26 protein-coding genes and 1 tRNA gene are annotated in these 24,672 nt (G+C 44.7%); 18 read left to right on the top strand and 9 right to left on the bottom strand.

The features are described 5' to 3' along the window. On the top strand, positions 1-2,865 hold the full coding sequence (locus ACSAZK_RS12285; protein WP_440954405.1) for a tetratricopeptide repeat protein: 2,865 nt from the start codon (positions 1-3) through the stop codon (positions 2,863-2,865). A 176-nt stretch (positions 2,866-3,041) separates the two neighbouring features. Further along, complete coding sequence (locus ACSAZK_RS12280; protein ID WP_440954404.1) at positions 3,042-3,527, top strand: type I restriction-modification enzyme R subunit C-terminal domain-containing protein; 486 nt, start codon at positions 3,042-3,044, stop codon at positions 3,525-3,527. 14 nt (positions 3,528-3,541) lie between these two features. Here ACSAZK_RS12280 and ACSAZK_RS12275 read toward each other — a convergent pair whose 3' ends face one another. Further along, entirely contained in the window at positions 3,542-3,802 is a 261-nt protein-coding gene (locus tag ACSAZK_RS12275; protein WP_440954403.1) for a type II toxin-antitoxin system RelE family toxin, read from the bottom strand. A gap of 5 nt (positions 3,803-3,807) precedes the next feature. Beyond that, positions 3,808-4,047: a DUF2683 family protein gene (locus ACSAZK_RS12270; protein WP_440954402.1), complete on the bottom strand. Its 240-nt coding sequence runs from the start codon at positions 4,045-4,047 to the stop codon at positions 3,808-3,810. A gap of 38 nt (positions 4,048-4,085) precedes the next feature. Here ACSAZK_RS12270 and ACSAZK_RS12265 point away from each other — a divergent pair, with 38 nt between their 5' ends. The 10 genes from ACSAZK_RS12265 to ACSAZK_RS12220 all read left to right on the top strand — a co-directional run bounded on the left by ACSAZK_RS12265 (position 4,086) and on the right by ACSAZK_RS12220 (position 12,983). Continuing rightward, complete coding sequence (locus tag ACSAZK_RS12265; RefSeq protein WP_440954401.1) at positions 4,086-4,268, top strand: hypothetical protein; 183 nt, start codon at positions 4,086-4,088, stop codon at positions 4,266-4,268. A 329-nt stretch (positions 4,269-4,597) separates the two neighbouring features. Further along, entirely contained in the window at positions 4,598-4,969 is a 372-nt protein-coding gene (locus ACSAZK_RS12260; protein WP_440954400.1) for a PRC-barrel domain-containing protein, read from the top strand. Positions 4,970-6,396: 1,427 nt separating this feature from the next. Further along, a complete protein-coding gene (locus tag ACSAZK_RS12255; protein WP_440954399.1) occupies positions 6,397-6,588 on the top strand; it encodes a hypothetical protein in 192 nt (63 codons plus the stop codon). Between the two features lie 163 nt (positions 6,589-6,751). After that, complete coding sequence (locus tag ACSAZK_RS12250) at positions 6,752-7,249, top strand: inorganic diphosphatase (protein WP_440954398.1); 498 nt, start codon at positions 6,752-6,754, stop codon at positions 7,247-7,249. A gap of 198 nt (positions 7,250-7,447) precedes the next feature. Next, positions 7,448-8,098 (top strand): YggS family pyridoxal phosphate-dependent enzyme, encoded by a 651-nt coding sequence (locus ACSAZK_RS12245; RefSeq protein WP_440954397.1) that lies wholly within the window; start codon positions 7,448-7,450, stop codon positions 8,096-8,098. Then, positions 8,099-8,254 (top strand): hypothetical protein, encoded by a 156-nt coding sequence (locus ACSAZK_RS12240; RefSeq protein WP_440954396.1) that lies wholly within the window; start codon positions 8,099-8,101, stop codon positions 8,252-8,254. 225 nt (positions 8,255-8,479) lie between these two features. Beyond that, a tRNA-Trp gene (locus ACSAZK_RS12235) sits at positions 8,480-8,675 on the top strand. A gap of 543 nt (positions 8,676-9,218) precedes the next feature. Then, positions 9,219-10,754, top strand: a complete 1,536-nt coding sequence (locus ACSAZK_RS12230) for a choice-of-anchor L domain-containing protein (RefSeq protein WP_440954395.1) — start codon at positions 9,219-9,221, stop codon at positions 10,752-10,754. A gap of 209 nt (positions 10,755-10,963) precedes the next feature. Then, positions 10,964-11,755, top strand: a complete 792-nt coding sequence (locus ACSAZK_RS12225) for a hypothetical protein (protein WP_440954394.1) — start codon at positions 10,964-10,966, stop codon at positions 11,753-11,755. Positions 11,756-12,014: 259 nt separating this feature from the next. Continuing rightward, positions 12,015-12,983: a PEGA domain-containing protein gene (locus ACSAZK_RS12220; protein WP_440954393.1), complete on the top strand. Its 969-nt coding sequence runs from the start codon at positions 12,015-12,017 to the stop codon at positions 12,981-12,983. Positions 12,984-13,049: 66 nt separating this feature from the next. On the opposite strand, the gene ACSAZK_RS12215 is transcribed toward ACSAZK_RS12220, so the two are convergent. From ACSAZK_RS12215 to ACSAZK_RS12200, 4 genes are all read right to left on the bottom strand, one after another. Continuing rightward, positions 13,050-14,234 carry a pyridoxal phosphate-dependent aminotransferase gene (locus ACSAZK_RS12215; protein ID WP_440954392.1) on the bottom strand — a complete coding sequence of 395 codons (1,185 nt, stop codon included), beginning with the start codon at positions 14,232-14,234 and terminating at the stop codon, positions 13,050-13,052. Positions 14,235-14,644: 410 nt separating this feature from the next. After that, a complete protein-coding gene (locus tag ACSAZK_RS12210) occupies positions 14,645-15,274 on the bottom strand; it encodes a hypothetical protein (protein ID WP_440954391.1) in 630 nt (209 codons plus the stop codon). 187 nt (positions 15,275-15,461) lie between these two features. Continuing rightward, positions 15,462-16,145, bottom strand: coding sequence for a queuosine precursor transporter (locus ACSAZK_RS12205; protein WP_440954390.1), 684 nt, complete (start codon positions 16,143-16,145; stop codon positions 15,462-15,464). 233 nt (positions 16,146-16,378) lie between these two features. Then, on the bottom strand, positions 16,379-17,212 hold the full coding sequence (locus ACSAZK_RS12200) for a hypothetical protein (RefSeq protein ID WP_440954389.1): 834 nt from the start codon (positions 17,210-17,212) through the stop codon (positions 16,379-16,381). Positions 17,213-17,396: 184 nt separating this feature from the next. Between ACSAZK_RS12200 and ACSAZK_RS12195 the strand changes: the two genes are divergently transcribed. Beyond that, positions 17,397-17,522, top strand: a complete 126-nt coding sequence (locus ACSAZK_RS12195) for a hypothetical protein (RefSeq protein WP_440954388.1) — start codon at positions 17,397-17,399, stop codon at positions 17,520-17,522. On the opposite strand, the gene groL is transcribed toward ACSAZK_RS12195, so the two are convergent. Both groL and groES read right to left on the bottom strand, forming a co-directional pair. Next, positions 17,512-19,122: a chaperonin GroEL gene (gene groL, locus ACSAZK_RS12190; protein ID WP_440954387.1), complete on the bottom strand. Its 1,611-nt coding sequence runs from the start codon at positions 19,120-19,122 to the stop codon at positions 17,512-17,514. The genes ACSAZK_RS12195 and groL overlap by 11 nt on opposite strands. A 220-nt stretch (positions 19,123-19,342) precedes the next feature. Next, positions 19,343-19,621: a co-chaperone GroES gene (gene groES, locus ACSAZK_RS12185; protein ID WP_440954386.1), complete on the bottom strand. Its 279-nt coding sequence runs from the start codon at positions 19,619-19,621 to the stop codon at positions 19,343-19,345. Positions 19,622-19,899: 278 nt separating this feature from the next. Between groES and ACSAZK_RS12180 the strand changes: the two genes are divergently transcribed. From ACSAZK_RS12180 to ACSAZK_RS12160, 5 genes are all read left to right on the top strand, one after another. Beyond that, positions 19,900-20,307, top strand: a complete 408-nt coding sequence (locus ACSAZK_RS12180) for an ArsR family transcriptional regulator (RefSeq protein WP_440954385.1) — start codon at positions 19,900-19,902, stop codon at positions 20,305-20,307. Positions 20,308-20,490: 183 nt separating this feature from the next. Beyond that, positions 20,491-21,612, top strand: coding sequence for a DUF362 domain-containing protein (locus ACSAZK_RS12175; protein ID WP_440954384.1), 1,122 nt, complete (start codon positions 20,491-20,493; stop codon positions 21,610-21,612). Positions 21,613-21,869: 257 nt separating this feature from the next. Beyond that, positions 21,870-23,174, top strand: coding sequence for an ATP-binding protein (locus tag ACSAZK_RS12170; protein WP_440954383.1), 1,305 nt, complete (start codon positions 21,870-21,872; stop codon positions 23,172-23,174). 257 nt (positions 23,175-23,431) lie between these two features. Then, a complete protein-coding gene (locus ACSAZK_RS12165) occupies positions 23,432-23,644 on the top strand; it encodes a transcriptional regulator (RefSeq protein ID WP_048181253.1) in 213 nt (70 codons plus the stop codon). Between the two features lie 63 nt (positions 23,645-23,707). Continuing rightward, positions 23,708-23,884, top strand: a complete 177-nt coding sequence (locus tag ACSAZK_RS12160; protein ID WP_440954382.1) for a hypothetical protein — start codon at positions 23,708-23,710, stop codon at positions 23,882-23,884. A gap of 121 nt (positions 23,885-24,005) precedes the next feature. Here ACSAZK_RS12160 and ACSAZK_RS12155 read toward each other — a convergent pair whose 3' ends face one another. After that, on the bottom strand, positions 24,006-24,671 hold the full coding sequence (locus ACSAZK_RS12155; RefSeq protein WP_440954381.1) for a hypothetical protein: 666 nt from the start codon (positions 24,669-24,671) through the stop codon (positions 24,006-24,008). Position 24,672 lies beyond the last annotated feature (1 nt).

The following is a 24,672-nucleotide window of genomic DNA, read 5'->3' as shown; positions in this document are numbered from 1 at the left end:
ATGAATTTCATCTCTGTACTGGCCTCGAAGGCAAGAGAAGATATGCATTTGCGCATTACGCTAATTAATGGTGAAACTATAGAAGGGGATGTCATTGATATTAACAACGAGGGCGTACTCGTCATAAACAATGATGTATTGTCGGGCATTTCTTTCAAGATGATAGGGGTATGGCAATTAGGCCTTAATGATAATAATAAGCCCGCCGATCCCCTCACTCCGAAAGTAGCTCCTATTTACAATGAAAATGAGGAAAATAATTCCTGTCTGCATGAGAATTTACATGAAGATCTGCATGAGACTCTGCATGAGACTCTGCATGAGGATCTGCACGATGGTCTGCATGAAGGTCTGCATGAGACTCTGCATGAGGATCTGCATGAAGATGACATTGAAGTTTTCCTGGCCGGGTTTTCCCCGCGGAATGCAGTTCTTTCTGACATAGAACCAAATAAGCACGTCCCCACACCACCTGATTTTCTCCATAAGGAGGGGAAGGATTCCGATAGGAACATGTGGGATAGCATTCTCAGCCGTTATCAGAACGCTGAGGTAAATAACAACCCGGAAAATCTGGAATTTTTATCTGAAGAAATGATTTTTCTGGGGAGCAGGTACCCGGGGTCAGGGGTCTTTTACTATAACGCTGCCTGTTTTAAGTTGAAGTGCTGCAACTATCCCGATGCTGGCCAATTGTTTGAGAGGGCGTTTAAGCTCGATAAAAAAAGTGAGTCTCTTTATAACGCTGCTTTCGCCTACCTTCACGAAGAAAACAAGCCGAAAGCCCTTGTCAGTCTTGGGATATATTTCTGCATTGAGAATCCCCTCTCGGACATAAAGATGTGGTATAAATTCTGTGATATTGTCAAAGAGACCCGGGACTACTATGTTTTCAAAAATGTCCTGCATGAGGTTTCAATCAAATTCTGCTCTCCTGAAGAAGAATCAGCCGATTTGTTGAAGCTGCTGCTCCAGTCGGTTGTTTATGTATTTAAGGACGCAAATATTTTACAGGAGAAACTAATCCCCCTCCTTCGCTTAGTTAAAAACAACAACTGGGACCCGGGCTGCGAGCAGGTTAAGCTATATATGGATCTTTTTGACGAATTAACGGACGTTCCCGGCTTCTGTAAGATCAATGATTCTTTTGATCGGATGGCACTGTTCTTGAACTGCGAAGATGGAGGGCGTGGTTCGGATTTCAGGCCCGAGCTTAATGCAGGGGATGGTGTGGGGAATGGGTGCGCAAATCCCGAGAACCTTGAACCTCCCCTTGAAATGTACGTTTCTCCCGCAGGCCTCCGGGTTCCGGGCTTTATGTCTCCGGATAACCCTGAGTTTGCAATTAAAGGAAGCTTTGAGTTTACAAATAGGAGGAGCTCGGAGGGTCCAAACGGGGAAGGTGCGGAGGGTTCAAACAAGGATGAGGATGGAATTTCATTATCGGAACATTATTCTACAGGCCTGAAGTGCGGGCATATTTACCGGACGATTCCTCCGGGCAGGTATGGTTTCCTGAGAGACGGGGACAGAAGGGAATATCATTTCAAATACGAGGACGTTTTGGGGAACGCGGGGTATATTGACAGTGCTACCGAGGACAACCAGTTTCCCGTATTATTCAAATCCAGAGCCAGTACCCTGGAAGATGTGGCTACTCCTAACACGGCTTATATCGTCTTTTCCCCTGAATTACTGGATAACATCATTGCTCTGGCCAGGCAATTTTCCCGGGAAAAGGATTACCCTCATGCAATCCTCGAATTAAAAACCGTTCTTGATTATGATCCTGATAACTTCGAAGCCGGAAATTTGAAAGAGAGGTGGGAGAAGTTATACGAAGAAAAGTACATGACAAATCTTGACAAAAACAAAATTAATTTTGAACCTAAAAATGAGGCTGAATGGAGACATAAAGCCGATCTGATGCTTAAATTAGGTATGTGTGAAGAAGCTATAGATGCCTTTAATCATGCCAGGTCCGGAATGTCGAGTTCTCTTTACGGGCAGGGTATTGCATACCTGAAAACGGGGTCATATGCTGAAGCCGTTGAATGCTTTAAAAAGGTCCTTGTAAAAAATCCCCTGTATTACCATGCCAGTTATGCGAGGGGGCTTGCGTACCAGCGCCAGGGGATGTATGAAAGTGCCCTGGAAGATTTCAATGAGGTCATAAGGCTCCGGCCTGACTATCAGGATGCCTGGAAACAAAAGGCATTTGTACTGGACCAGCTGGAAAAATTCGAGGAATCCATAGAGGCATATGATATGAGTCTGGCCCTGGTCCCCACGGACTGGACGGCTCTTTCCAGAATGAGTTCGGTCCTTACCAAACAGAACCGGCTCTCTGAAGCAATGGAATGCGTAGAAGAAGCTTTAAGGCACGTCCCTGACGACCCGGATTCTCTTTTTGCAAAGGGGTATATCTTCCAGAAAGAAGGTAAACTCGATAATGCCCTGGAATGGATCGAAAAGAGCCTTGAATATAATCCGGGCAATGTAAAAGCCCTTACCAAAAAAGCGTATATCCTTGCAAAATTAGGGGACCACGATGCTGCAGTCGATGCAATTGAAAAAGCCATCCACCTGAACATGAATAACCCCAAGACCTGGTATTACCGGGGGGTCATTTTCCATTATTCGGGAGATTATGAAAAAGCAGTTTCTTCATACCTTTGCTCTCTCGAGCTCAAGCCCGGGGTAAAACGGGTAATCTCCTGTAAAGAAAGAGCTGAAAAGGACCTGGCTCTTTCCCTGAAATTGGTTCAGGAGGCAAATGAGGAAAAAGCCGTCCCTTTGAATTCAGGTCCCGAATTAGATGAACTTGTTTCACAATTCAATAAAATTCATTCTCACAGCAGCTAATAAATTGCAAAAGTTGTTATTTTATTGAGTTTCCTGCATGGGTTTTTTGTTTAAAAAGGTGTTCAAGCTGTCGATATTGCTTCACATTATAAAGACTGCGAGATATGCCCTTGCATAATAACGTTAAAGGCGTAGTGAATATGGAAAATTATTTGTATTAATTGTGAATCCTCACTTTGACCATAATTAGAGGGTGCCAGCCCTACCAGCGCAGGGATGTCACCTTCACAATGATAAAAGAAGTCCTGGAAAAGCTGAAACTCGAAAAGCTCCATTTCGCCCCCTTCAGGGTCTGGCAGGCTTACGAGCAGCTGGAAAAGGTAAACGGCAACTCTCCCAAAAACGAACTCACAGCCCTGGTCTCCCTTATCCGCAGAATAACCGAAATCGACCCTGTTCTCACAGCCTACAACCGGACCGTAAACAGGAACTTCCAGGACTGGGTATTCAAAAAACAGGCAGGAACCCTGAAATTCAATGACGACCAGATGAACTGGCTCCGCATGATAAAAGATTATGTGGCTACCAGCTTCCACCTGGAAATAGACGATCTCGACTACACCCCCTTCGATGCTCCTGGCGGGCGGGGCAGAATGTACCAGCTTTTCGGGGACGAGATGAATATGGTTATTAGCGAGTTGAATGAGGCTCTGGCGGCGTGAGCAAAAATCGGAAATTAATAAATATTATCGTGATGATCGTAATCTTCGAGTGTTACGGTCTTTGTTTCTTCATCAACAGAAAAAACCAGAACAAAATGTTTGTCGATGTGTACTCTTTTGAGATGGTTCATCGGAGCTCTTAAATTTTTGTATCTATGTGGGTCCCGGATTATTTCATCAGCTTTATTTAAAATAATTTCAAGTTGTTTTTTATTCTTTTTTGCTAACTTTTCAAATTTGCAATCAAGCTCCGCTCTGATTTTTAAATTATACATAAAAATCAAAGCCCATATCGTTTTCTCAAGTTTTCAACTGTGCCGACTTCTATAGCTTCAGTTTTTTCTATTTCTTTCAATTTTTCAACGTACTCAGGTCTTAACTCTGGCTCCAAAATCACGTCTTCATACTCTTCAGCCATTTTAATAATGGCTGAACTTTTATCTTTTAACCCGTACTTTGCTTTAACTATGTTCAGAATTTTGTTTGTGTGGTCATCGATGTTAATAATAGCTTTTACCATAATATCATATTAATATGATATTAATACCACATTAATATATGTCGTTTCTTTTTGATACTGCAAAGTCCATTTTTTCCGGCGAGCTGAACGAGTACATCGAAAACGTCCGCAGAGCCCATGAAAAGATAATCGATACCTTGAACACGGACACTGTGCTTACACCCCCTTCGATGCTCCTGGCGGGTGCGGCAGAATGTACCAGCTTTTCGGGGACGAGATGAATGCGGTTATTGGTGAATTGAATGAGGCGCTGGCGGCGTGAGTTCGGAGAAAACTGTGGTGAAACTGTGGTGAAACTGTGGTGAAACTGTGGTGAAAAGTGGGGTGAAAACCAGCATCCTGGGGAAGTTCATAGACGTCCTTTTGCTCACTATTTTCATTTACTGGTGGACACGACCTCAATTACGTCAGGAATGTATATTATCAATGAATTGTTATTATTAATGGGGCGGTTTATGATGGGTAGGCGGAGAGCATGGAATGCTTCTCTGTACTTTTGGAAGAGATAAATAAAGACAATAAGTGAATAATATATTGGGAGTTGAGGTGTATGGGAATAGCTGAAGAAACGCGAGTTCCAAGGCACAGGAATTTTGTGGCGGCAACGGAAATAAAAGGATCTAAGATCCTTACTGTTAAAGATGAAGAACTCGGAACGATTAAAGAAGTCATGATTGACTCCGAATGGGGAAGAATCGCATACGTAGTGTTTGCTTGTGATTGTTTTCTTGGTATGAGGTGTAAATTTTTTGCCATTCCCTGGGGAGCTCTTGAAGCAAGTCGAGGAGATTATATCCTTAAAGTTGAAAAGGGAGCATTCGAAACGGCAGAAGGCCTGGACGAAAATGTGTGGACTTTAGATCGTAATGATCTGGTTAAAGTGTATGAACAGTATAATCTTCAACCTTACTGGAAAATTTAAAAGCTTATTTTCGGGTGATGTTGTGAATATTGTGTTGTTTCCGATCCGATTTTCTTACCGAAGAATACAGGGATGATTTGAGGTTCCAGGAAACCTTACTATTTTTGAGGATATCCTCTTTTCCATTGAATAATTTATTTCAGTCGAATTTATGGGCCTTATTTCCTTAAAGAACCTTCTTCCCCTGTTTTTCACCCAAATGAGGCCCATATAATGACTTTTTAGCCATATATGGACACCATAGGACTTTTTTTAAGAATGTAAAAATTAGTAAAGCATTTGATGTACACACTGATCGACAGAGTATATGGCTGATGATTTACAGGCAGACTCAGCAAAATAACGAACTGCTCGTATTACCTGTAGTAATATAACCGCTGGAATTTTATAACCAACAGTATTTTATACTTTAACTTACATATTATATATTGTTCACAAGGCAAGGAACTAAGCTGTAAAATGAAGCAAATTGAGGACAGAGTAAAACCTGATCCCGCAATAAACTTCATTGACGCGTAAGCTGTAAAATGAAGCAAATTCAGGACGGCTTGAAAACCGACTCGAAATCTACTTCATTGACGCGTAGCTATAAGTTGGAGCAAATTCAGGACAGAGTAAAATCTGATCCCGTAATATACTTCATTATGGCGTAAACTGCGAGATGAAGCAAATTCAGGAAGGCTTGAAAACCGATCTCGAAATCTACTTCATTGACGCGTGAGCTTAAAATGAGGCAAATTCAGGACAGTCTGAAAACTGATCCCATAATAATACTTCATTGACGCGTAGCTATAAGTTGGAGCAAATTCAGGACAGAGTAAAATCTGATCCCGTAATATACTTCATTATGGCGTAAACTGCGAGATGAAGCAAATTCAGGGCAGTCTGAAAGCTGATCCCGTAATCTACTTCATTGACGTGTAAGCTGTAAAATGGAGCAAATTCAGGACAGAGTAAAACCTGATCCCGCAATAAACTTCATTGTTGCAGACCAAACCTTGTGAACCCTTTATTCACTCTTTTAATCAAAATTAAAGCGTATAGATGTTGTTTCCTCTTTTTTTACTGTTTTTCTCAGCTTTTCGTTTTAGATATTTGACAAGCAACGACATTATACTGTTTTGAGACAAAATGAACAGAATTCTTGTCGACAGGCACTTCCACAGTAATAAGAAAAATATTTTCACTTTAGAAGGATGAAAATTCATGAAATACTGAGATTGTCAGAATAAATATTAACATTAGAAATCCCAATCATCCCCGTTTTATTTTCAATGCTACACTATTTTCGAGAGGCTTTTTCTTCGTTTGCGGCTCTAACCTAAGGCTTTTGATGTGCCCTCCCCGAAAACCGCTTCAGCCGTACAGAGACCTGGAGTGAGGAGGCTCCCGAAGGTAGGTTCCGTAAATTCGGCTATGATGAGATCGTGGCAAGGGATAAAACAAACCTGGATATCTTCTGGCTCAAGGACAAAAGCCTCGCTGACCTGGACAGTCTTCCGGACCCCGATGTTCTTGCAAATGAGATCATCGAGAATATGGAGGCTTCGCTGGCAAGTTTCAAGGAGATTATGGCTACAATTAATGGAAACGGAGACGTGAACGAGAACGGTAATTGAATAGTGTTGTCTGCTTTTGCAGACACATTCCTCTTTTTACAAATCTGATTTATATTTCTTCCAGTATTATCTGGTAATATCTGCTAATAGCCCGTCAGAACACATAATAGTTGCAATCATCAAAGCAGTTAGTTAAAAATAGGAGTAAGTGGGAAGTGTTGATATGACTGAACGTCAGGTTGAAAGCGTGATTATCGAAATTCCGAAAGGAAGCCGGAACAAATACGAATACGATAAAGAAAAAAAAGTGATTAAATTCGACAGAATGCTTTATTCTTCAATGGTCTACCCCTCTGATTATGGTTTTTTTCCCGATACCCTGGCCCTTGACGGGGACCCCCTGGACGCCATGGTTTTGACCTGGGAACCCACGTTTCCGGGCTGTGTGATAGACGTGCATCCCGTTGCACTCTTTGACATGCAGGACGATAAGGGAAGGGATGAAAAGATCCTCTGCGTCCCGGTGAACGATCCCCAGTGGAACTATATAGAAACGATTGAACAGGTCCCACCTCATCTCTTAAAGGAGATAACTCACTTCTTCAGTAACTATAAGAGTATGGAGGGCAAACAGGTGGATGTATTTGGCTGGAAAGGGCTTGATACGGCGTTTAAGACCCTTAAGGAAGCAAAGGCTCGTCATCTTGAACAAAATAAATGATTAAGCGGTCTTGCACAAATGATGTGAACTACCAACCCTTTTAAAGGATTAGTTCACCGGAAGAGCCTTCTTCGTCCATTCCTGTCCCGGACGAAGGTCGGCTTTTCCTTAATATCATTTTATACCTGTTCCATAAAGCCGCAATTAGAATCATTTAAATACACCTACTTTTGAATAAAAACAGTTTTAGGGACCGTAATGCCAGTCTATGAAAATATGAAGTTGACTCTTGAGGAGATCGGAAACACAAAGCTAGTTTGTGTCACCAAGACGGTTGAACCTGCAAGGATAAATGAAGCCATTCGGGCCGGAGCCACTATCATCGGAGAGAACCGGGTCCAGGAATACGAGGACAAGTGTGCCGATATACTTCCCTGTGAGATACACCTTATAGGCCATCTACAGACAAATAAAGTCAAAAAAGCCGTAGATCTCTTTGATCTTATCCAGTCAGTTGACTCCCTGAAGCTAATAAGGAATATTAACAGGAGAGCCGGGGATATTGACAAAGTACAGAAGGTCTTCCTTCAGGTTAACATAGGCAACGAGTCACAAAAATACGGATTCGGACAGGCTGAGATAAAAAATGCAATAAATGAGATTCACTCTCTAGGGAATGTCCGTTTGGAAGGCCTCATGTGCATCCCTCCTTTTCTACCCCCCGAACAAACCCGTCCCTATTTCAGGAAGATGAAGGCCCTTTTTGATGAAATGAAGCAGGAAAACCGGGACAACATCGATATCAGGGAACTATCAATGGGCATGTCCAGCGATTACAGGGTTGCCATCGAGGAAGGAGCCACGATGGTGCGTGTGGGTTCTGCCATATTCGGGGAGAGGAAGTACTGAATGTGCTACATTGTAAAATATAGTGACACAGTGCATACTTTTTTTCAAATGGAAAAATTGAAAATATTTAACTTCGCAGGCGGGAAGTCCCCTTCCTCGGCTCCAGAGGAGACAGGGAGGGGTAGTTCACCTGCCGATAAAATTGGAAAATACTGAAATCCATAAAAAATTGATTACATGAGAAAATTCATGAGAAAATTGCGATTTTCCGTCTACTGCCCCCGAATTAATCTTTGACGTCCGGAACCCGGAAAAACTTCCTTCAAACTCACAAATCGAATTTTAGTGAACAGTAAACCATCCATACCCCACAAAAAAAGCCAGACCTTGCCGACAACTATATAATATAGAAAGTAGATGTTCATACGCTTACCCTTATAAGGGGCTGTGGCCTAGCCCGGTATGGCGACGGGCTCCAGCGGATAAAATGATGAACAACGGGTCTACCGAGTTCTTCCCGACGGGGAAGGACGATGAGGAACCGTTGGAGCACTGATTGATGCTCATAGAACTAAAACTGTTGAGGCAGTTGTTCGGAGAGACCCGTCGATCGTGAGTTCGAATCTCACCAGCCCCACCTTTTTTATTTGTTTAGAAATCAATTGCTTATTTTACAAATTAACTACTTATTCTAAAAATTGATTGAAAATTATAAAAATTAAGATGTAGTTTTTCATGCCGAAATATATTCAGATTCCCACCAATTAGCCGGAAAACAGATTACCTCACCCATTTTTAGATAAGTCATTCATTAACTTACCCTACTTGCCCCGGGTTTTATTAGTCCGGTTTGATATTAGATGAGCCTGTTTTTAGCCAACCCTTTTTACCCTCACAAAATAGTGCTCCGGAAATTCTCAACCCTGATACTGTTTTCAGACTGAGAACGGAGGCGGGAAAAATATCATTGTTCAGAAAAATTCATCCCGGTTGATATTTATAAAAAATCATAGATATTTTGAAGAGAATATAAATTGGAGTAAAACAGCCGGGCAGATAGAATTCCCGGCGTAAGAACTCGTAAATAAAACCACGCTTTGAAAAATCCGAGATGCGGGAGGGGTTTGCCGAAAAGGTAGTGTGGTGAATGCATCAAATGCCCAGTTAAAGGGGGGAGTATATGGAAAAAAGAAGAATATTTGCGTTATCAGGAATTCTTATTGTCCTGACGGCGCTAGCTTCAAGTATGGTATATGGAGAGGAAATTACAAACGTACCCAGGCAAGGGGAAAGCAAAATAATTTACCAGGAAGATGCGGAGGGAATCGTAACAGCTGACCTGAACTCAGGTCTGACAGCAGAAGACCTCGTGAACAATTTGCTCGGAGAGGGAGTCGCTGTTTCGAACATTACACTGACAGGAGCAAATATATCAGCCGGGACCTTCACCGGAGGAGAGGGGATCATCGGCTTTGAAAACGGGATCATTCTAAGCACCGGAAACATCTCATTTGTAACAGGCCCAAATGAAGAGGATTCCATAACAGCTGTAAACGGCCTGCCGGGAGATCCTGATCTTGATGCCCTTATCCCGGGCTTTCAGACTTTTGACGCCACAGTGCTTGAATTTGATTTCGTGCCCGAGACAGGGATTATACAATTCGAATACGTATTTACCTCCGATGAGTACAACGAATTTGTTAACACGCAGTTTAACGATGTTTTCGGGTTCTTTGTCAACGGAGAGAACATAGCTTTGATTCCGGGCACCACCACACCGGTTGCTATTAACAATATCAATAACGGAAATCCTTTCGGCACGAATGCAAGCAATCCGGAATACTACATCAACAACGACCTGAGTGACGGGGGAGGGCAAATAAATACCGGGATGGACGGCCTAACAATAGTCCTGACCGCCACAGCCGAGGTTACCCCTGATGAGACAAACCATATCAAAATGGCTATCGCTGATGCAGGGGACTTTGCGCTGGACTCCAACGTGATCATAAGGGCCGAGAGTTTCGTCTCTCCCAGGCTGACACTGGAACCCGAAGCAGCAACCAACAAATTAGGAGAGACCCACAACCTGAACGCCACATTAGTCGACGAAAACGAAACTCCGATAGCCGGGGAAAACATAAGCTTCAACGTGACCGCAGGCCCCAATAACGGGACAACAGGCACGGGTACGACCGACGAAAACGGCATAGCCACCTGGAACTACAGCGGAAACGAAACCGGGTCTGATACTATAGTTGCTACAGGTGGAGGAGAGACCTCTAACAAGGTAACCAAGGTCTGGGAAGAAGAAGGCGCAGGAGAGCCCAGACTGGTCCTGGAACCCGAATCCGCAATCAACATACTCGGCACTACCCACATAGTGAAAGCCGTCCTCACAAATGAAAACGGGACCCCAGTACCCAATGAGACGATAACTTTCAACGTAACAGACGGGCCATTTGCCGGGCTTTCAGCCACCGCAGTAACAGATGCTAACGGAACTGCCACCTGGTCCTACGGGGTTACCCCGGGAACAGACACCATAGTTGCCACAGGCGGAGGAGAAACCTCAAACGAGGCAACCAAGACCTGGGAAGCAGCCGGCAACAATAGCTCGCAATCAAAACGCTTCATGAGAATTGAGGGTTCGGAAGGAGTTAAAGAAGGAGGCATCTGGAGTTTCTTTGCGGGAATCTTTGAAAGATTGAGGTGAAACCACAAAAACAATACTTTTAAACAAGTTCCGGCTTTACCTTCATTTCCTTTTTTAAGATAACAATTCCATTACTTTTTCTATAATACTTTCACCCCGCATCCTCAACGGTTAATATCCTCCAAATCCAATCTACTTTTACCTGCTCAAAAAACAACTACCAGCTGAAAAATAAATACCTGCTCAAAAACAACCCAGAGGCCACCCCCTTGAAACGAGAAAAAGAAGAAATAATCGTCCTTGTCAAAGCTACTCCAGAAAAAAGCAAAAGGCAGGGGCATGTCGTAGGAGTTACCGGTATCAACAAAGACGGGGAACTGAGGAGACTGTATCCCCTTAAGTACAGGTACGGCGAGGGGCTGGTGGACTTCGGGAGAAATGACCGGCTGGAGGTAACGGTTACGAAACCGGAGCACGACCTGAGGTGGGAGAGCAGGAAGGTGCTTGACTATGTAAACCTGGAGCATCCCCTGAGGGACAGGGAGATCGGGGAGCTTGTCCTGCCTCTGGCAACTTCGGTCGAGAGGTTGAATATCGAAGGGGCGAGCCTGGGAGTGGTTAAGCCGGAACTTCTGGACGTGGAGATCAGGGTAAACAGTACCGAGGTCCACGATCGGCAGCAGTACTTTAACCTTATGGGAGATTTCCTGGAAAAGCGGGAAAAAGTAAAAATACCGGTTGAACTCAGGTATGTTTTCAGATGCGAGGGGGAAGAAGCCTGCAGGGGGCACAAAATTATCGTGCTGGACTGGGAATTTAACGAAACCGCAAGGAAGATAATCAGGAGTGAGCGGGATACGGGGATGGTTGAAAAGAAGATACGGGAAGAGTTCTTCGAGCGCATGCAAGAGAGGGACCTTTACTTTATCATGGGGACACATTTCAGGTACGGGACCTGGATGATCATAGGGCTTTTTTGCCCGGAAAAAGATGGCAGGAACCAGAGCAGCCTTCAGGATTTCGAAAAGCAGGGAACTGTTGCTGCCGGGTTAGGGACGTGATTTGCGGATTCTCAAATCTGAACAAGGGGAGCAAAAGTAGGTGAAAAAAAGGGAAAGGAGATATAAATATATAAGATAAGAAAAAATTACCGGGTAGCAGACATGTAATATGTTTATAGAAAATAAGCAATAAGATATCAACTGAAGATATAACTGAAGATATAACTGAAAATATCAAGTCAAATCGAATAAAGCCAGTTACGGATATCGATTGCTCAAAACGAAGGGATCCTCAATAAACCATAAATCCTATCTGAAATTGAGAGGGTTCAAAAAACCCCTTGCCAGTTTAATTTTCATTCTCCTGATCCTCACTTCCGTATCAGTCGGAAATGCTCTTGCCGATAGATCTGCAGCCAGCCCCGGCCAGACTGAAAATGGCAGTGATACAACGACACCGCAAAACAGCTCCGCAGATGAAGAGCTCGAAAATGCAGTTAAAGAAGAGGCTGATTTAGGAAAGATCGAAATCACAACTACCCCAAATGGCTCAGAAATATACATAAATGAGATCTCCGGGGGAACAACTCCTGCCCGGCTAACCGATGTACCCCCCGGATTCTATGAAGTGTTGCTTAAGCAGGAGGGGTATGACGACGTCTTTGAGCGTGTTCTTGTTCGACCCGGAGAAACGTCTGTGATCTCGAAAAAGCTCAGCTTTAAAGAAGGGGTCTGCAGCATCTCTTCCGAGCCCGGCGGGGCAAGCGTTTACCTTGATGGGAAATACAAAGGAATCACACCGGTAGCCTTCCATGCAGACGAGGGAACACACGCGTTGAAAATCAAGAAAACCGGATACGGGACGGTTTCAAAAGAAGTGAATGTTTCCTACGATGAGCCTTTCGTGCTTAAGGAAAAGCTTCACCTGAGCATTTTAGTGTACCTGGTTGCGGTCCTGATCCTGCTTGTAGGTGGCGTTTTCATAAAAAAGAAACCGGAGATTCCGGAATTAAAGATCCCGACTGGAATCAGTTCTCTGGAAAAATATGAAAAGAAACTCGGGGCAGTTGGGAAAAGAGAAAAGAAAGAGAAAGAAAAAGAAAAAGTGCGGAAAACCTCCACCTCAAGAAAGAAAGAAAGCCCGGAGCAGGGAGAAAGGGATGAAGAAGCAAAAGCAGAAGTGAAAACAGAAGTGGAAGAGGAAGCAGAACCGACCAAACTTGTTGAACTGGAAAAAATGTCCGAGCCGGAATTCAAGTATACCGTAAAAAAGAAAGACAAAGATTAAAAAGAGTGTAAGAGAAACAGTAAAAAAAGGTGAAAGGAAAAGAGCGATGTAAAATATCCCTTTCCTTCAAACCTCAAGCTCTTTTTCGAAGAAAGCCGCAAGCCGGTCCATACCCTCTTTTATGTTTTCAAGGCTGTTAGCGTAGGAAAAGCGCAGGTAACCTTCGGCCCCGTCTCCAAAGTCGATTCCGGGGGTAACTGCAACGCCGGCTTCGTTGAGGATGCGGCGGCTCAGTTCCAGGGAGTCGTTGCTGAACTTGCGGGCATCAGCAAGGACATAGAAAGCACCCATGGGCTCACTCCTGACGTCCAGGCCCATCTCGATGAGGCGTTTGAGTACATACTGCCGGCGTACATTGTAAGTTTCAACCATCTCGGCCACGTGGTCCTGAGGGCCTTTCAGGGCAGCGACTCCGGCTTCCTGGACAAAGGCATTTGCACAGATGAAGAAGTTCTGGTGTAGTTTTTGCAGGGCGCGGACGCACTCTTTGGGACAGATGATGTAGCCGAGCCGCCACCCGGTCATGGCATAGAGCTTGGAAAAGCCGTTCAGGACAAAGGCTTTATCCGTATATTCCAGGATGCTGTGTTCCTCGCCGCTGTAAACAAGGCCCTGGTAGATCTCGTCAGAAATGATCGGGATGTTACGCTCCTCCGCAATTTTGGCAAGCCCCTCCAGGCTTTCTGCGGACATCACGTGCCCGGTTGGGTTTGCGGGACTATTGACCAGAATGGCTTTGGTGTTAGGGCTCAGGTACTGGCGCACGGTCTCGGGTTCCAGGGCAAAGCCCTTTGTCTCGTTTGTGTAAACATAGACAGGCGTGCCGCCCAGATATTTCACGAAGTTCGGGTAGCAGGCGTAGTAAGGATTGGACATGATCACTTCGTCCCGGCTTTCAAGCAGAGCCATGAAGACCATCAGAAGGCCCGGGCTTGTCCCGGAGGTTACGATCACCTGTTCAGGGCTCAGGTTCACCCCGAACTTTTGCCGGTAAGACTCCACAATTGCCTCCCTGAGAGAAAGGAGTCCCTGGCTGTGGGTGTACTTCGTATTCCCCCTTGCCATGGCAGCGGTGGCAGCTTCACAAATATGGTGGGCGGTGGGAAAGTCAGGCTCTCCGATTTCCAGGTGGATGATGTTTCTCCCCTCAGCTTCCAGGGCCTGGGCACTTTCCAGGACTTCCATCACATAGAAAGGAGGAATATCTTCGGATTTTTTTGATAAGATGCAATCCAATTTCTTTGAAAACATAGAAAACCTTCTGAAAAGCATTATAAGAGAGATATATGTAAAAGCGACTGATGTATCTGAATTTGCGTATGTTCTCAAGATTTATATATTCTGTGGATAGGCAATTTATGTTCCGCAGGTAAAAAGGAAAAAATAACCTTAAAGGTAAAACATTCAGAATGGTAAAAAATCCCGGATGCCAAAATATCCTGAATGGTAAAAGATCCTGCAGGCAAAATACAAAAAGAGGGAAAGAAAAAAGGAAAAAAATAAAGATCAGAGCTTCCAGCACAAGTTAAATGACCAGGTCCTGTAATCAGGCACTGAGTATGACCATTCCTCTGGCATGATAATCTCCTGAGCATGAGCTTCCTTGAGAGTATCCGGCCCTGAAAATGACCAGTCCTGAAAACGATCAGTCCTGAGAATGGTCAATCTTTGGGCATAATCTTTTCAATCACTTCAACGTCCGGCCCGTCCCAACCGTGCTCCTCGAGAACTTTTGAAAAATCTCTCTGGAAAGCCTGGAATTTTACCACGTTTTCAGGAATAACGTTCAGGTACTCGTAATCCCCGTAAGCTCCCGTAAAGAAAGAACAGACCGTTTCATCAAACTGCTCCTCAATCCGCTGGGGATACCAGAAGCCATACTGGGAAAGTAAAACAAGGTTCGGATCAGGAATCGGTGTCCCGTTGGAATAACTGTAAAGCCCCACAAAAATCTCCTCCCCGTTTTTTGCGGCTACGAATTTTTTCGAAAACCCGGATTTTCCGAGTTTCAGGAACCATTCCCCTTTAAGCAGGTCTTCAAGCTTTTTGATCAGTCCATGGGCCCTCAGGATCTTTTCGGTCAGCTGTTGGATTTCCAGAATAAGGGATTTGCGCTGCTCTTCAGGCATATCAAGACAGGACTTGCAGAACTCTTCCCCTCCTGGCTTCAGGGGTTCCGGTTTATCTCCACCCATTTCCGGACCTTTTGCGCCTTTTTCAGGCGCCTCTTTCTGCGCAGAATAAACTGCCACCTCTACTCCCCCCGATTTAATCTCAGGCTCTTTTACCACTGTGTAAGCACCCCCAATATAACATAAGGTGGGAATCCTATAAATATTGGGGAGCCTTAAACGGCTTATTCTGAGAATTTTTTAACTCCGAAGGTGGGAAGTTCCCTTCCTCGGCTCCGAAGGAGGCAGGGAGGGACAGTTCACCAGGTTCTTTTTTGACCCGGTTCTAAGTTCCCCCTTTACAGCCTTAACCGTTGGAAACTCTCGTTCCCCTGGAATCCCCTGAATCCGAGAGACTGTCCTCAACATCAGATGAAAGCCACCTGACCCCAAGGTACACAAAGGGGGTATCGAGCAGAGCAAAGACAACTTTAAGGACCCAGTAAGGCAGGGCCATGGAGAAAACAAAGGCAGCGCCCAGTTCCGGGGTCTGGTGGTAGAAAGCGACAAACATGAACACCAGGGAATCGATTAACTGGGAAACGATCGTTGAGAGGTTGTTCCTGAGCCAGAGATGCTTTCCGTTTGTCTTTTGCTTCCAGAAGTTGAAAGCCCAGAGGTCGTGGTACTGGCCTATGAGAAAAGCCATAAGACTTGCCACTATCAGCCGCAGGGAACTTGAAAAAACATTGTTGAAAGCTTCATTGTTCATATACTGGGCAGCAGGTGGAAAATTTGTACTGAAAAAGACAAAAAACACTGCGATGCAAAGGGCCAGGAATCCGGCATGCACGAAAACCCTGGTGACTTCTTTTCCTTTAACCTCTTCCACAATGTCCGTGATGAGGAAAGTAAAAGGGAATCCGAAAAAGCCGACTGAAGTTACAATGCCAAATACACTGATCAACTTGCTCCCAAGGAGATTTCCCAGGAGCAGGGAACTGATAAAGACCGTAAGCAAAAGTTGCAACTTGTAATCTATGGGTTTCATGGGTTCTCGGGGTTTAGAGTTATATAGTATAGAGTTTTTGGGGTTAAAGAGTATAGAGTTTTTAGGGTTCACAGTTTTTGGGGTTCAGAATTTTTAGATATAGGATTTTGGGATTTCATTAATATATACATTTACGGCAATAAAGTCCCGCCGGGTTAACTGGACAGGAAATAAATAACTAGATAAATAAATAAATAAATGAATAAATAAATAAATAAATCTGGCTATTGAAATTAGCTGAAGCGTTCAGCCCTCATGAAGAGGTTTTCGGGAGACCGGTCCACCTCGTCACAGATGATCCTGTGAGGGACTGTGATGGGCAGGATAGACTGTGCCTGGTTGTCCGTCCCACGGAGCCCCCAGGTCTCGTCCGTAAGCAGGAAGTAAGAATTTTCAAGCCTGACCCCTTTTACTTCAAGATCGGAGCGGATTTCAGGGTTAGAGAGGTCTTTCCGGATTTGTTCGGCGGCCCGGACCTGAGTTCCCGGGCCACCCTTTTTTATCGGATAAAGCCTGTCATCGGAAAGAATCATTTTAAAGGAACGGATGACCAGCCTGTAGCAGGTCTTCTTATTCGTTGATTCTTCCGGCACCTTCTCCAGGTAGAAAACGCTGCGCTCGTTTTGAGCAATGTCGGAAAGGATATCTTCCCGCCTCGAAAAAGATTGGACCTCGAAGGATGGGACGTCCAGGGAAAATACGGGAAACTTTTTGGAGAGGCTATCTGCCGTTGCCTGGTGGACCTTTTCCCGGGGAATATATTCAAAATTTAGGCTTAACCCGGAAACAGGGAATTCCTTTTCGATTTCAACCCTTTTAGCCTGAAAAGCCCTTACTGCCTCCGTAGAATCGTTGTAGATGAAGACTTCTTTATCATCCCCATAAAAAACTCTTGCAAGAGATAGGGCAAAATCCAGAGCTGCAAGCTCACATTCAAGGTTATTTTCAGGGCTTGCGGGAACCTTTGTGGTTGATTGGTGGATCTGCCTGCCGCCTCTGAGAACCGTGCAGCCGATATAGGAGTCTTCATTTTCATTGTAGGAAGAATCACAATAGATTTCAAGCATAATTGTCTTCACCTTTTCAATAAGAAGAAATCCCCATGACAGGTGGGAAATCCCGAAGATTGCAGTATTCAGGATATTGTAATCATATAATGAATAAGAGATAAAATATGATCTTACAAAAGTATTGTGATGGAGAAGTGAAAGATAGAAAAAAGGGAAATCATGCGCTGAGAACACATAGGGGATGAAAAAGGGAAAGGGGAAAGGAAAAAGAGGAAGAGAAAGAGAACGAAAAAAGAGAAAGGAAAAAAGAACGAAAAAAAGGAAAAGAGGAAGAAAAGGAGAGAAGAAAGCTACTATCAGATTATGATTGCTGCGGTCCTTTCATCCTTTTCATCATCGAACTCTGTTACGAGGGCTTCGGTTGTGAGCATCATGCCTGCGATTGAAGCTGCGTTCTGGAGCCCGCTGCGGACAACCTTGGTCGGGTCAATTACACCTGCTTCAAAGAGGTCTTCAAATACGTCTTTCTTGGCGTTGTACCCGAAGCTTTCACCGGATTCAGCCCTGATTGTTGCCACTATTTCTGCGCCTTCTCTGCCTGCGTTTGCGGCAATCTGGCGGAGCGGTTCTTCAATGGCCCGGCGGACGATTTTTACACCAACCTGCCGGTCGCCTTCAAGGTCGAGGGAGTCAAGTCCGGCGGCTGCCCGGAATAGGCTTACCCCCCCGCCAGTGATTACTCCTTCCTCAACTGCGGCTTTTGTGGCGTTCAGAGCATCGTCGATTCTCATTTTTTTCTCTTTCAACTCGGTTTCGGTTGCTGCACCCACCTTGATTACGGCAACACCTCCGCAGAGCTTGGCAAGGCGCTTCTTAAGTTCGTTTTTCTTGTAATCGGAATCCGTTATGTTGATCTGAGATTCAATAACCCGGACACGCTCATCGATTCTGCCCCTTTCCCCTTTGCCCTCAACAATTGTGGTCTTCTGGTTGTCGATCGCAATCTTCCGGGCAGACCCGAGCATGTAATCGCTGAATTCTTCCAGTTTAATGCCTTTTTCCTCACTGATAACCTGCCCGCCGGTAAGAGCGGCAATATCCTCCAGCATTTCCTTCTGCTCGTTCCCGAAGCCCGGAGCCTTGACCGCACAGACATTCAGGGCTCCGCGGACGATGTTAAGGATCAGGGCAGCCTGGGCATCCCCGTCCACATCCTCGGCGATTAGCAGGAGAGAACGGCCTTCCGAAGCAACCTTTTCGAGAACAGGGACGATCTGCTTCATGCTGCTGATCTTCTTGTCGGTGATCATGACATAGGCGTTTTCAAATTCACAGACCATCTTTTCAGAGTCAGTGGCCATGTAGGGAGAAACAAAACCGCGGTCGAACTGCATCCCTTCCACAACTTCAAGGCTTGTTTCCATGGTTTTGGAGTCTTCCACAGTGATGACCCCGTTGTAACCCACCTTCTCCATGGAGTCCGCAATGAGATTCCCGATTTCCTCATCGTTGTTGGCAGAAATCGTGGCCACCTGCACGATGTTTTCCTTGCCCTTAACTTCCACGCTCTTGCCTTTAAGCTGTTCAACAACCTTTTCAGTGGCAATTTCAATCCCTTTCTTAACCTCGATCGGGTTTGCTCCGGCACTGATATTTTTCAGGCCTTCCTGAATCATACTCTGAGCAAGAAGAGTAGCGGTGGTAGTCCCATCCCCGGTGTTGTCCTGGGTTCTGGAGGCTACTTCCTTGACAAGCTTGGCCCCCATGTTTTCAAACTTGTCGTGAAGTTCGATTTCCTTGGCAATGGTTACCCCATCGTTTGTAACTACGGGTTTTGAGCTCTTGTCAAGCACGACATAGCGGCCCTTTGGCCCAAGTGTAATCTTGACGGTGTTTGCAACTTTGTCAACACCGTTTAAGAGCGCCTTTCTGGCACTTTCGTCAAACATGATCTGCTTTGAAGCCATTTTCTTTCACCTGGATTTTGTGATCTGGTTTTGACCTAATAGAATTTATGAGAAAGTAAGAGGGCAGCCCGATGTTATACGGGGTCTCGCACCTGGTTTCGAGTTTAGCCTCAGGTCTGGTCTCAATTAAACTCTTCAGAGCAGTTTTCATCCTGGATCCCCGGAAACTCCGAAAACTCCGAAAACCCAGGAAACTCAGGAAACTCCGAAAACCCCGGGATCACTCTTCCACTACTGTAGCCAGGATATCCCTGAAGTCAACAAAGAGGCACTTCTCCCCATCTATTTCAACTTCGTCAGTCGGGTAACCACCGTAGAGCACCCTGTCACCGATTACCAGAGGAAGTTCCTTCCCGTCTTTATGAGTTCCCACAGCAACTACAATTCCTTCCTTTTTTTCACTCTGAGCGGATTCGGGGATATAGATCCCGCCTTTTGTTACTTCTTCCTTCTTCAGGTGCTTTATCAAGACGCGTTCACCAATAGGTTTGATAATCACTATTTTGTTCCTCCTTTATGCATAAGTGACCTCAATAAGAGCTGAGTGTTGATTGGATAGCTCCAAGAGTGGATATTTAGAAAGCGCCGGCTACGTGTAAAGCCAGCAGTTTGCGTTGATGAACGTATTGAGCCCCAGTTCACTCAACTACCCAGCATATAACGCAAAACATGTATATAAAAATTATCGAGAAAATCAAAATGGTTCTTAAAAAATCGAAATGATGTCTACAAAAATAAATAAAATATATATACCAGAGGTTCACAAATACTGTTTTGATGGTTCAGCAGATTATCCTGAGAAACCTAGAAAAACCCCCCATAAAAAACCTGGAAGAGGACCTGCACTGGTTCTGCGACAGCTTTGGCTTTTCCTCGGGCAGAGATACAGAAAAAACCGCTACAAGGATAATAATCAGCCTGCTCGAAAACCTTTCAAACGATGAAATGGTTTCCTCGGAATCCCTCGCCACGGACCTTGAAATAAAAACATCCAGAGTCAACCACCACCTCCGAAACCTCAATGATTCAGGCCTCCTCTACAGAAAAAAGCGCCTGATCTACCTGAGGGGAGGAAGCCTGAAAACCGCTGTCCAGGAAATGCGAAAAGACTCCGAAAGAATTCTGGATGAACTGGAAAACATTGCCGAAGAAATAGATACCTTGATGGGGGTCAAAAACAGGTAAAAAACAACAAGAGAAAACAGGGAAAAACAATAAAGACGTATAAAATGGGTTTGGGGATAACCGGAAAAAGTAAGTTTTTAAAGGCAAGTTTTTAAAGGCAAGCTTTTAAAGGCAAGCTTTTGAGAATAAGTTTTTGAAGTAGAGGAGACAACATAAAAATAAATAATATCAATTTTTGCAAACATGAGTAAAGTCTCCATAGTCCGCTGCCCTGATTATTCCAATGCAAAAAAAGCCATAGTTGAAGCTATAGACCTCGTGGGAGGGCTGGGTGATATAATTTCCCCCGGAGACCGGGTGCTCCTGAAACCGAACATCCTTACAGCAAGCCCCCCGGAAGCTGCTGTCACTACCCACCCTACAGTGGTAGCCTCCATGTGCGAATTAGTGTGCGATGCAGGCGGAGTTCCGGTAGTCGGAGACGGAGCAGGAATCTCCAGGCCCGGGGCGACTGCAAAAGCCCTGAAAGCCTCGGGGATCGAAGAAGCAGCCCTAAAATCCGGAGCCGAAATAGTTAATTTTGAAACCGCAGGTTTTACAAAGGTGAAGGTCCCGGACCCTCTGCAGTTCTCGGAACTCTACCTGGCAAACCCGGTCCTTGAAGCCGATGTCGTCATCTCCCTCCCGAAACTCAAGACTCACGAACTTACCTATTATACAGGAGCAGTCAAGAACTTTTTTGGGGCGCTTCCCCTGAACACACGAAAAGAAGCACACTTCCTTGGCAAACGGGACCTTTTCGGGGAAGCTGTTGCAGACATTTACTCAGTCGTTAAACCCCGGTTTGCAGTTATGGACGGAATCCTGGGGATGGAAGGAAAAGGCCCTTCCCATGGAAAGCCCGTAAACTCGGGTGTGGTTCTGGCAAGCTCCGACTGCGTAGCCCTTGACATCATAGCCGCAGAAATGATCGGTTTTGACCCCATTCAAATCCCCACAACCGCCGGAGCCCTCAAAAAAGGATTCGGGAACCACTGCCCTCTTGTGGTGGGAACCCCGCTAAAAGAAGTGAAAATGAAATTCAAACCTTCGAGCGGTGGGATCAGCACAGCCCCCCCTTTCCTTACCCGCCATTTCGGAAAACTCTTCACCATCCGGCCCCGGATCAATCAGGAAAAATGTATCCGCTGTGGGGCCTGCTACCTTAACTGCTCTCCGCAAGCTGTGGAGAAGCTGACAGACGGAAGCTTCCGGATCAACGAAGAAAAATGCATCCTCTGTTACTGCTGCCGGGAACTCTGCCCGAATGACGCGGTGGACATGAAAAAGTCACTTATGGCAAGGATATTGACCAGCGAGCACTGACCGGACTGAACTATCAGAGAGAATAAGTAATCTGTTTTTATTGCCCACGTTTGCTGGATTTAGAATGTAACAAAGCAATCAAATTTCGTGGATTTTATCAAACAAAACTACAGCTAATCGGATAAAACCTGGACCTGCAGTGAAAAATGCGAAAAACGATTCACAGCAATATCCAACCCTCTTTTTGCACTCGTAAATAATGAATACAACCCCTCTTACAGCAAATTTATGTACAATTATGACATAATAAAAAAATCATGCCTGAACTGGTGGAAATTCTCACCGATTCAAACCCCTGGTGGGCGAACAGGGAATTTAAAAAGGGTATCAAGAGAGAGAAGTATGTTACAAAAATAATTGAGTTTCTGGAAGGAGGGGAACTCGTTGTGCTGGACGGGATCAGGCATTCCGGGAAAACGACCCTGCTGTACCAGACTATCAGGGAACTGATAGAAACGGAGAAAATCTCCCCGGAAAAAATCCTTTTTGTTGACTTTGAAAACCCCAGGTTTGCTTTTCTTGAAAATCCCCTGAGAAATGTCCTGGAAACGTATAAAAGGGACATTTGCAGCGAAAAAGGCACCGTCTTGATATTTGATGAAATTCAAAACATTCAGGGATGGGAAGAAGAAATCCAGGTGCTGCAAGGCAAAAGAGAGTACATGATCATCCTTTCGGTCTCTTCGGCCCGGTTATTTGAATGCAAACTCTCAGTCCTCATGGGAAGAGGAAGCTACCGGAAAGTCCCCATATATCCCCTCGACTTTTCCGAATACCTTCTTTTCAGGGGGTTTCCCCTTGAAGAGTCCCTGAAAAACCCGGAAGCTCTGGAAGAAAGCAAGTACAGGATAATGAACCTGCTGAAAGTTTACCTGCATGAAGGGGGTTTTTCCCAGGTTGCCCTTGAAAAGGACGAAAACCTCAAAACCGAACATCTGCTGGCATACTTTGACAGTATCATGTACAGGGACATTGTCCTCCAGAATGAAGTAAGAAATGCCAGGGTACTGCAGGAACTTATCCACCACTTCCTGGCCAATGTCACTGCACCTTACTCATACAGGAAAATTGGTAGGTCTCTTAAGCTGGATTTTTCCACCCTGAAAGAATATATCTACTATGCCGAACAGGCAAAGCTCCTTTTAGAGGCCCAGCACTTCAACCCTTCCGGAAAAGCCGGAGGGAGAAAAAACAAAAAAATATACTGTATCGATAATGGACTCAGGAATGCCGCGGGCTTCATAAGCTCGGAGTCTGAAAGGAAGCTTGCCGAAAACCTTGTGTTCATGGAACTTCAGCGCAAGGGGCATGAACCATCTTACTGGGAAGGCAGCAGGGGAGAAGTCAAGTTTGTCATCAGAAGAGAAAACGGTTCCCTTTGCGCAATAAACGTATCCTACAAAGACAGGCCCGAACAAGCTGAGACAAAAGCCCTGCTTGGATTTGCAAAGACATTCGGCCCGGCAGTTAAAGAACTGGTCCTGATTACAAAAGATATTGAAAAAGAAAATGAAGGAATCAGGCACCTCCCACTCTGGAAGTGGTTACTTAGAAGAGAATAATAAATTAGAAAATATAAATATGATAAAAACTTACAGAAGAGAGGGATTCGATTCCGAAAAAAACCGAAATTCCGGCAATCAGATTATAATATTTTTCATTTTAAGTAGAATGAAAGCCCTTTTATCCCATAAGGCTAGAAATATGTATAAAAAGCGGTCTTTTAATAGAATAAAATCCCAATGAATATATAAATATAATTGTATATTATGATGGTAGTCGGCTATTGCTATGACCGTATACCATCACAGGTGATAATATGCTCTATATTGATACAGATTACGCCCCTGAAACATGCTCCCTTTGCAAAGGAGCAGGGCATACGGGAAGCAGGATCTGTGAAGCCTGCGGGGGAAGTGGCACGGTTCTGGTTGCACAGCCGGCAAGAAACTGTCCTCTCTGCGGTGGAGCGGGATACCTGGGCACCGATATCTGCAGGGCCTGCGGAGGAAGCGGTTGGGCACTGTATTGAAGAAGCCCATTAAAGAAAAAAACCCAACTTTTTGAAAAATAAAGATTACCCATACCGGGAGGTATGCTCCCGGTCAAGAAGATGACCGAAGGAAGAAGTAAAGAAAGAAAAACTATAGAAGAGGAGATAGAAAAAGGAATAAAGGTAGAAAAAATAACAGAAGAAAAAATAGAAAAAAATAATAGAGTGGAAAAGAGAGAAAGAAGGAATAGAGAGGGGATAGAAAGAAGAGGAATTTAAAAAAAATATTTTTAGTGGAAGATAAACCAGGCAGAACTACATTAGTCACATGTAACAGGCAGGAAGCCTTTTTTTGCTTTAGCGTGAGATAGTTGACAGTTGCCGAATGATTGGGCATTAATCAGGATTTCTCATTTTTAATATCATCTCCGCTTTCAGAAACGGACCCTTCAGTTTCCATTTCCACCTGTTTTTCCAGAATCTCCTTCTTCCGCCCCACAGGAAGGCAATCAAAACAGGTCTCGTACCTCAAGGACTTGTATTTTTTTCTGCACACCGGACAGAGATCCATCCCCTTCAAGCTTGCGAAATGACAGCGCCGGCAAAGGACAACCACATTTTCCAGAGACTCGTATTCTTCCCTGGATTTTTCAATTTCCTCTTCGATCAACTCTTTTATCCGGTTTTCTTCAAGCCATTCATTGTAGAGCTTTTTGAAATTGCCTTCCTGAACGTCTTTAATAAGGACTTCTTTGTACTGCTCTTCAAGGTCACTATGATCAGGTTCGGCTCTGTGCACTGTTGCTGCTTTGTGCCAGTTGGGATGGCTTTTGTGCCGGTGCTTGCCGGTAGGGATGAGCTCGAATTTCTGATACTTCTGCCTGTAGATTTCCCTGAACTGCTCGTAGGCGATGCCGTAAATCTCTGAACGTATCCGGCCAGGCGAGCTGGAGACTGCCTGCGGGTTGTGCAAGCACAGATTTTCTGCAGAGCCACACCAGGCACAGGTTTTTTCTTTGAGGAATTCAGCCCTTTTTTCCTTCCACTCTTTTGAGTTTCGCTTCATC

The organism is Methanosarcina sediminis (assembly GCF_052056915.1).
Lineage (GTDB): Archaea > Halobacteriota > Methanosarcinia > Methanosarcinales > Methanosarcinaceae > MTP4.
This window is presented reverse-complemented; position numbering and strand designations above follow the sequence as displayed.

Coding starts and splice junctions, on each gene's coding strand:
- ACSAZK_RS12285 (WP_440954405.1), top strand. CDS start 1: ATGAATTTCATCTCTGTACTGGCCTCGAAGGCAAGAGAAGATATGCAT.
- ACSAZK_RS12195 (WP_440954388.1), top strand. CDS start 17,397: ATGAAAAAGGGAAAGGGGAAAGGAAAAAGAGGAAGAGAAAGAGAACGA.
- ACSAZK_RS12165 (WP_048181253.1), top strand. CDS start 23,432: ATGCTCTATATTGATACAGATTACGCCCCTGAAACATGCTCCCTTTGC.
- ACSAZK_RS12155 (WP_440954381.1), bottom strand. CDS start 24,671: ATGAAGCGAAACTCAAAAGAGTGGAAGGAAAAAAGGGCTGAATTCCTC.
- ACSAZK_RS12250 (WP_440954398.1), top strand. CDS start 6,752: ATGACTGAACGTCAGGTTGAAAGCGTGATTATCGAAATTCCGAAAGGA.
- ACSAZK_RS12205 (WP_440954390.1), bottom strand. CDS start 16,145: ATGAAACCCATAGATTACAAGTTGCAACTTTTGCTTACGGTCTTTATC.
- ACSAZK_RS12270 (WP_440954402.1), bottom strand. CDS start 4,047: ATGGTAAAAGCTATTATTAACATCGATGACCACACAAACAAAATTCTG.
- groL (WP_440954387.1), bottom strand. CDS start 19,122: ATGGCTTCAAAGCAGATCATGTTTGACGAAAGTGCCAGAAAGGCGCTC.
- ACSAZK_RS12170 (WP_440954383.1), top strand. CDS start 21,870: ATGCCTGAACTGGTGGAAATTCTCACCGATTCAAACCCCTGGTGGGCG.
- ACSAZK_RS12265 (WP_440954401.1), top strand. CDS start 4,086: ATGTCGTTTCTTTTTGATACTGCAAAGTCCATTTTTTCCGGCGAGCTG.
- ACSAZK_RS12180 (WP_440954385.1), top strand. CDS start 19,900: ATGGTTCAGCAGATTATCCTGAGAAACCTAGAAAAACCCCCCATAAAA.
- ACSAZK_RS12200 (WP_440954389.1), bottom strand. CDS start 17,212: ATGCTTGAAATCTATTGTGATTCTTCCTACAATGAAAATGAAGACTCC.
- ACSAZK_RS12160 (WP_440954382.1), top strand. CDS start 23,708: ATGCTCCCGGTCAAGAAGATGACCGAAGGAAGAAGTAAAGAAAGAAAA.
- ACSAZK_RS12215 (WP_440954392.1), bottom strand. CDS start 14,234: ATGTTTTCAAAGAAATTGGATTGCATCTTATCAAAAAAATCCGAAGAT.
- ACSAZK_RS12230 (WP_440954395.1), top strand. CDS start 9,219: ATGGAAAAAAGAAGAATATTTGCGTTATCAGGAATTCTTATTGTCCTG.
- ACSAZK_RS12175 (WP_440954384.1), top strand. CDS start 20,491: ATGAGTAAAGTCTCCATAGTCCGCTGCCCTGATTATTCCAATGCAAAA.
- ACSAZK_RS12245 (WP_440954397.1), top strand. CDS start 7,448: ATGCCAGTCTATGAAAATATGAAGTTGACTCTTGAGGAGATCGGAAAC.
- ACSAZK_RS12260 (WP_440954400.1), top strand. CDS start 4,598: ATGGGAATAGCTGAAGAAACGCGAGTTCCAAGGCACAGGAATTTTGTG.
- ACSAZK_RS12275 (WP_440954403.1), bottom strand. CDS start 3,802: ATGTATAATTTAAAAATCAGAGCGGAGCTTGATTGCAAATTTGAAAAG.
- ACSAZK_RS12240 (WP_440954396.1), top strand. CDS start 8,099: ATGTGCTACATTGTAAAATATAGTGACACAGTGCATACTTTTTTTCAA.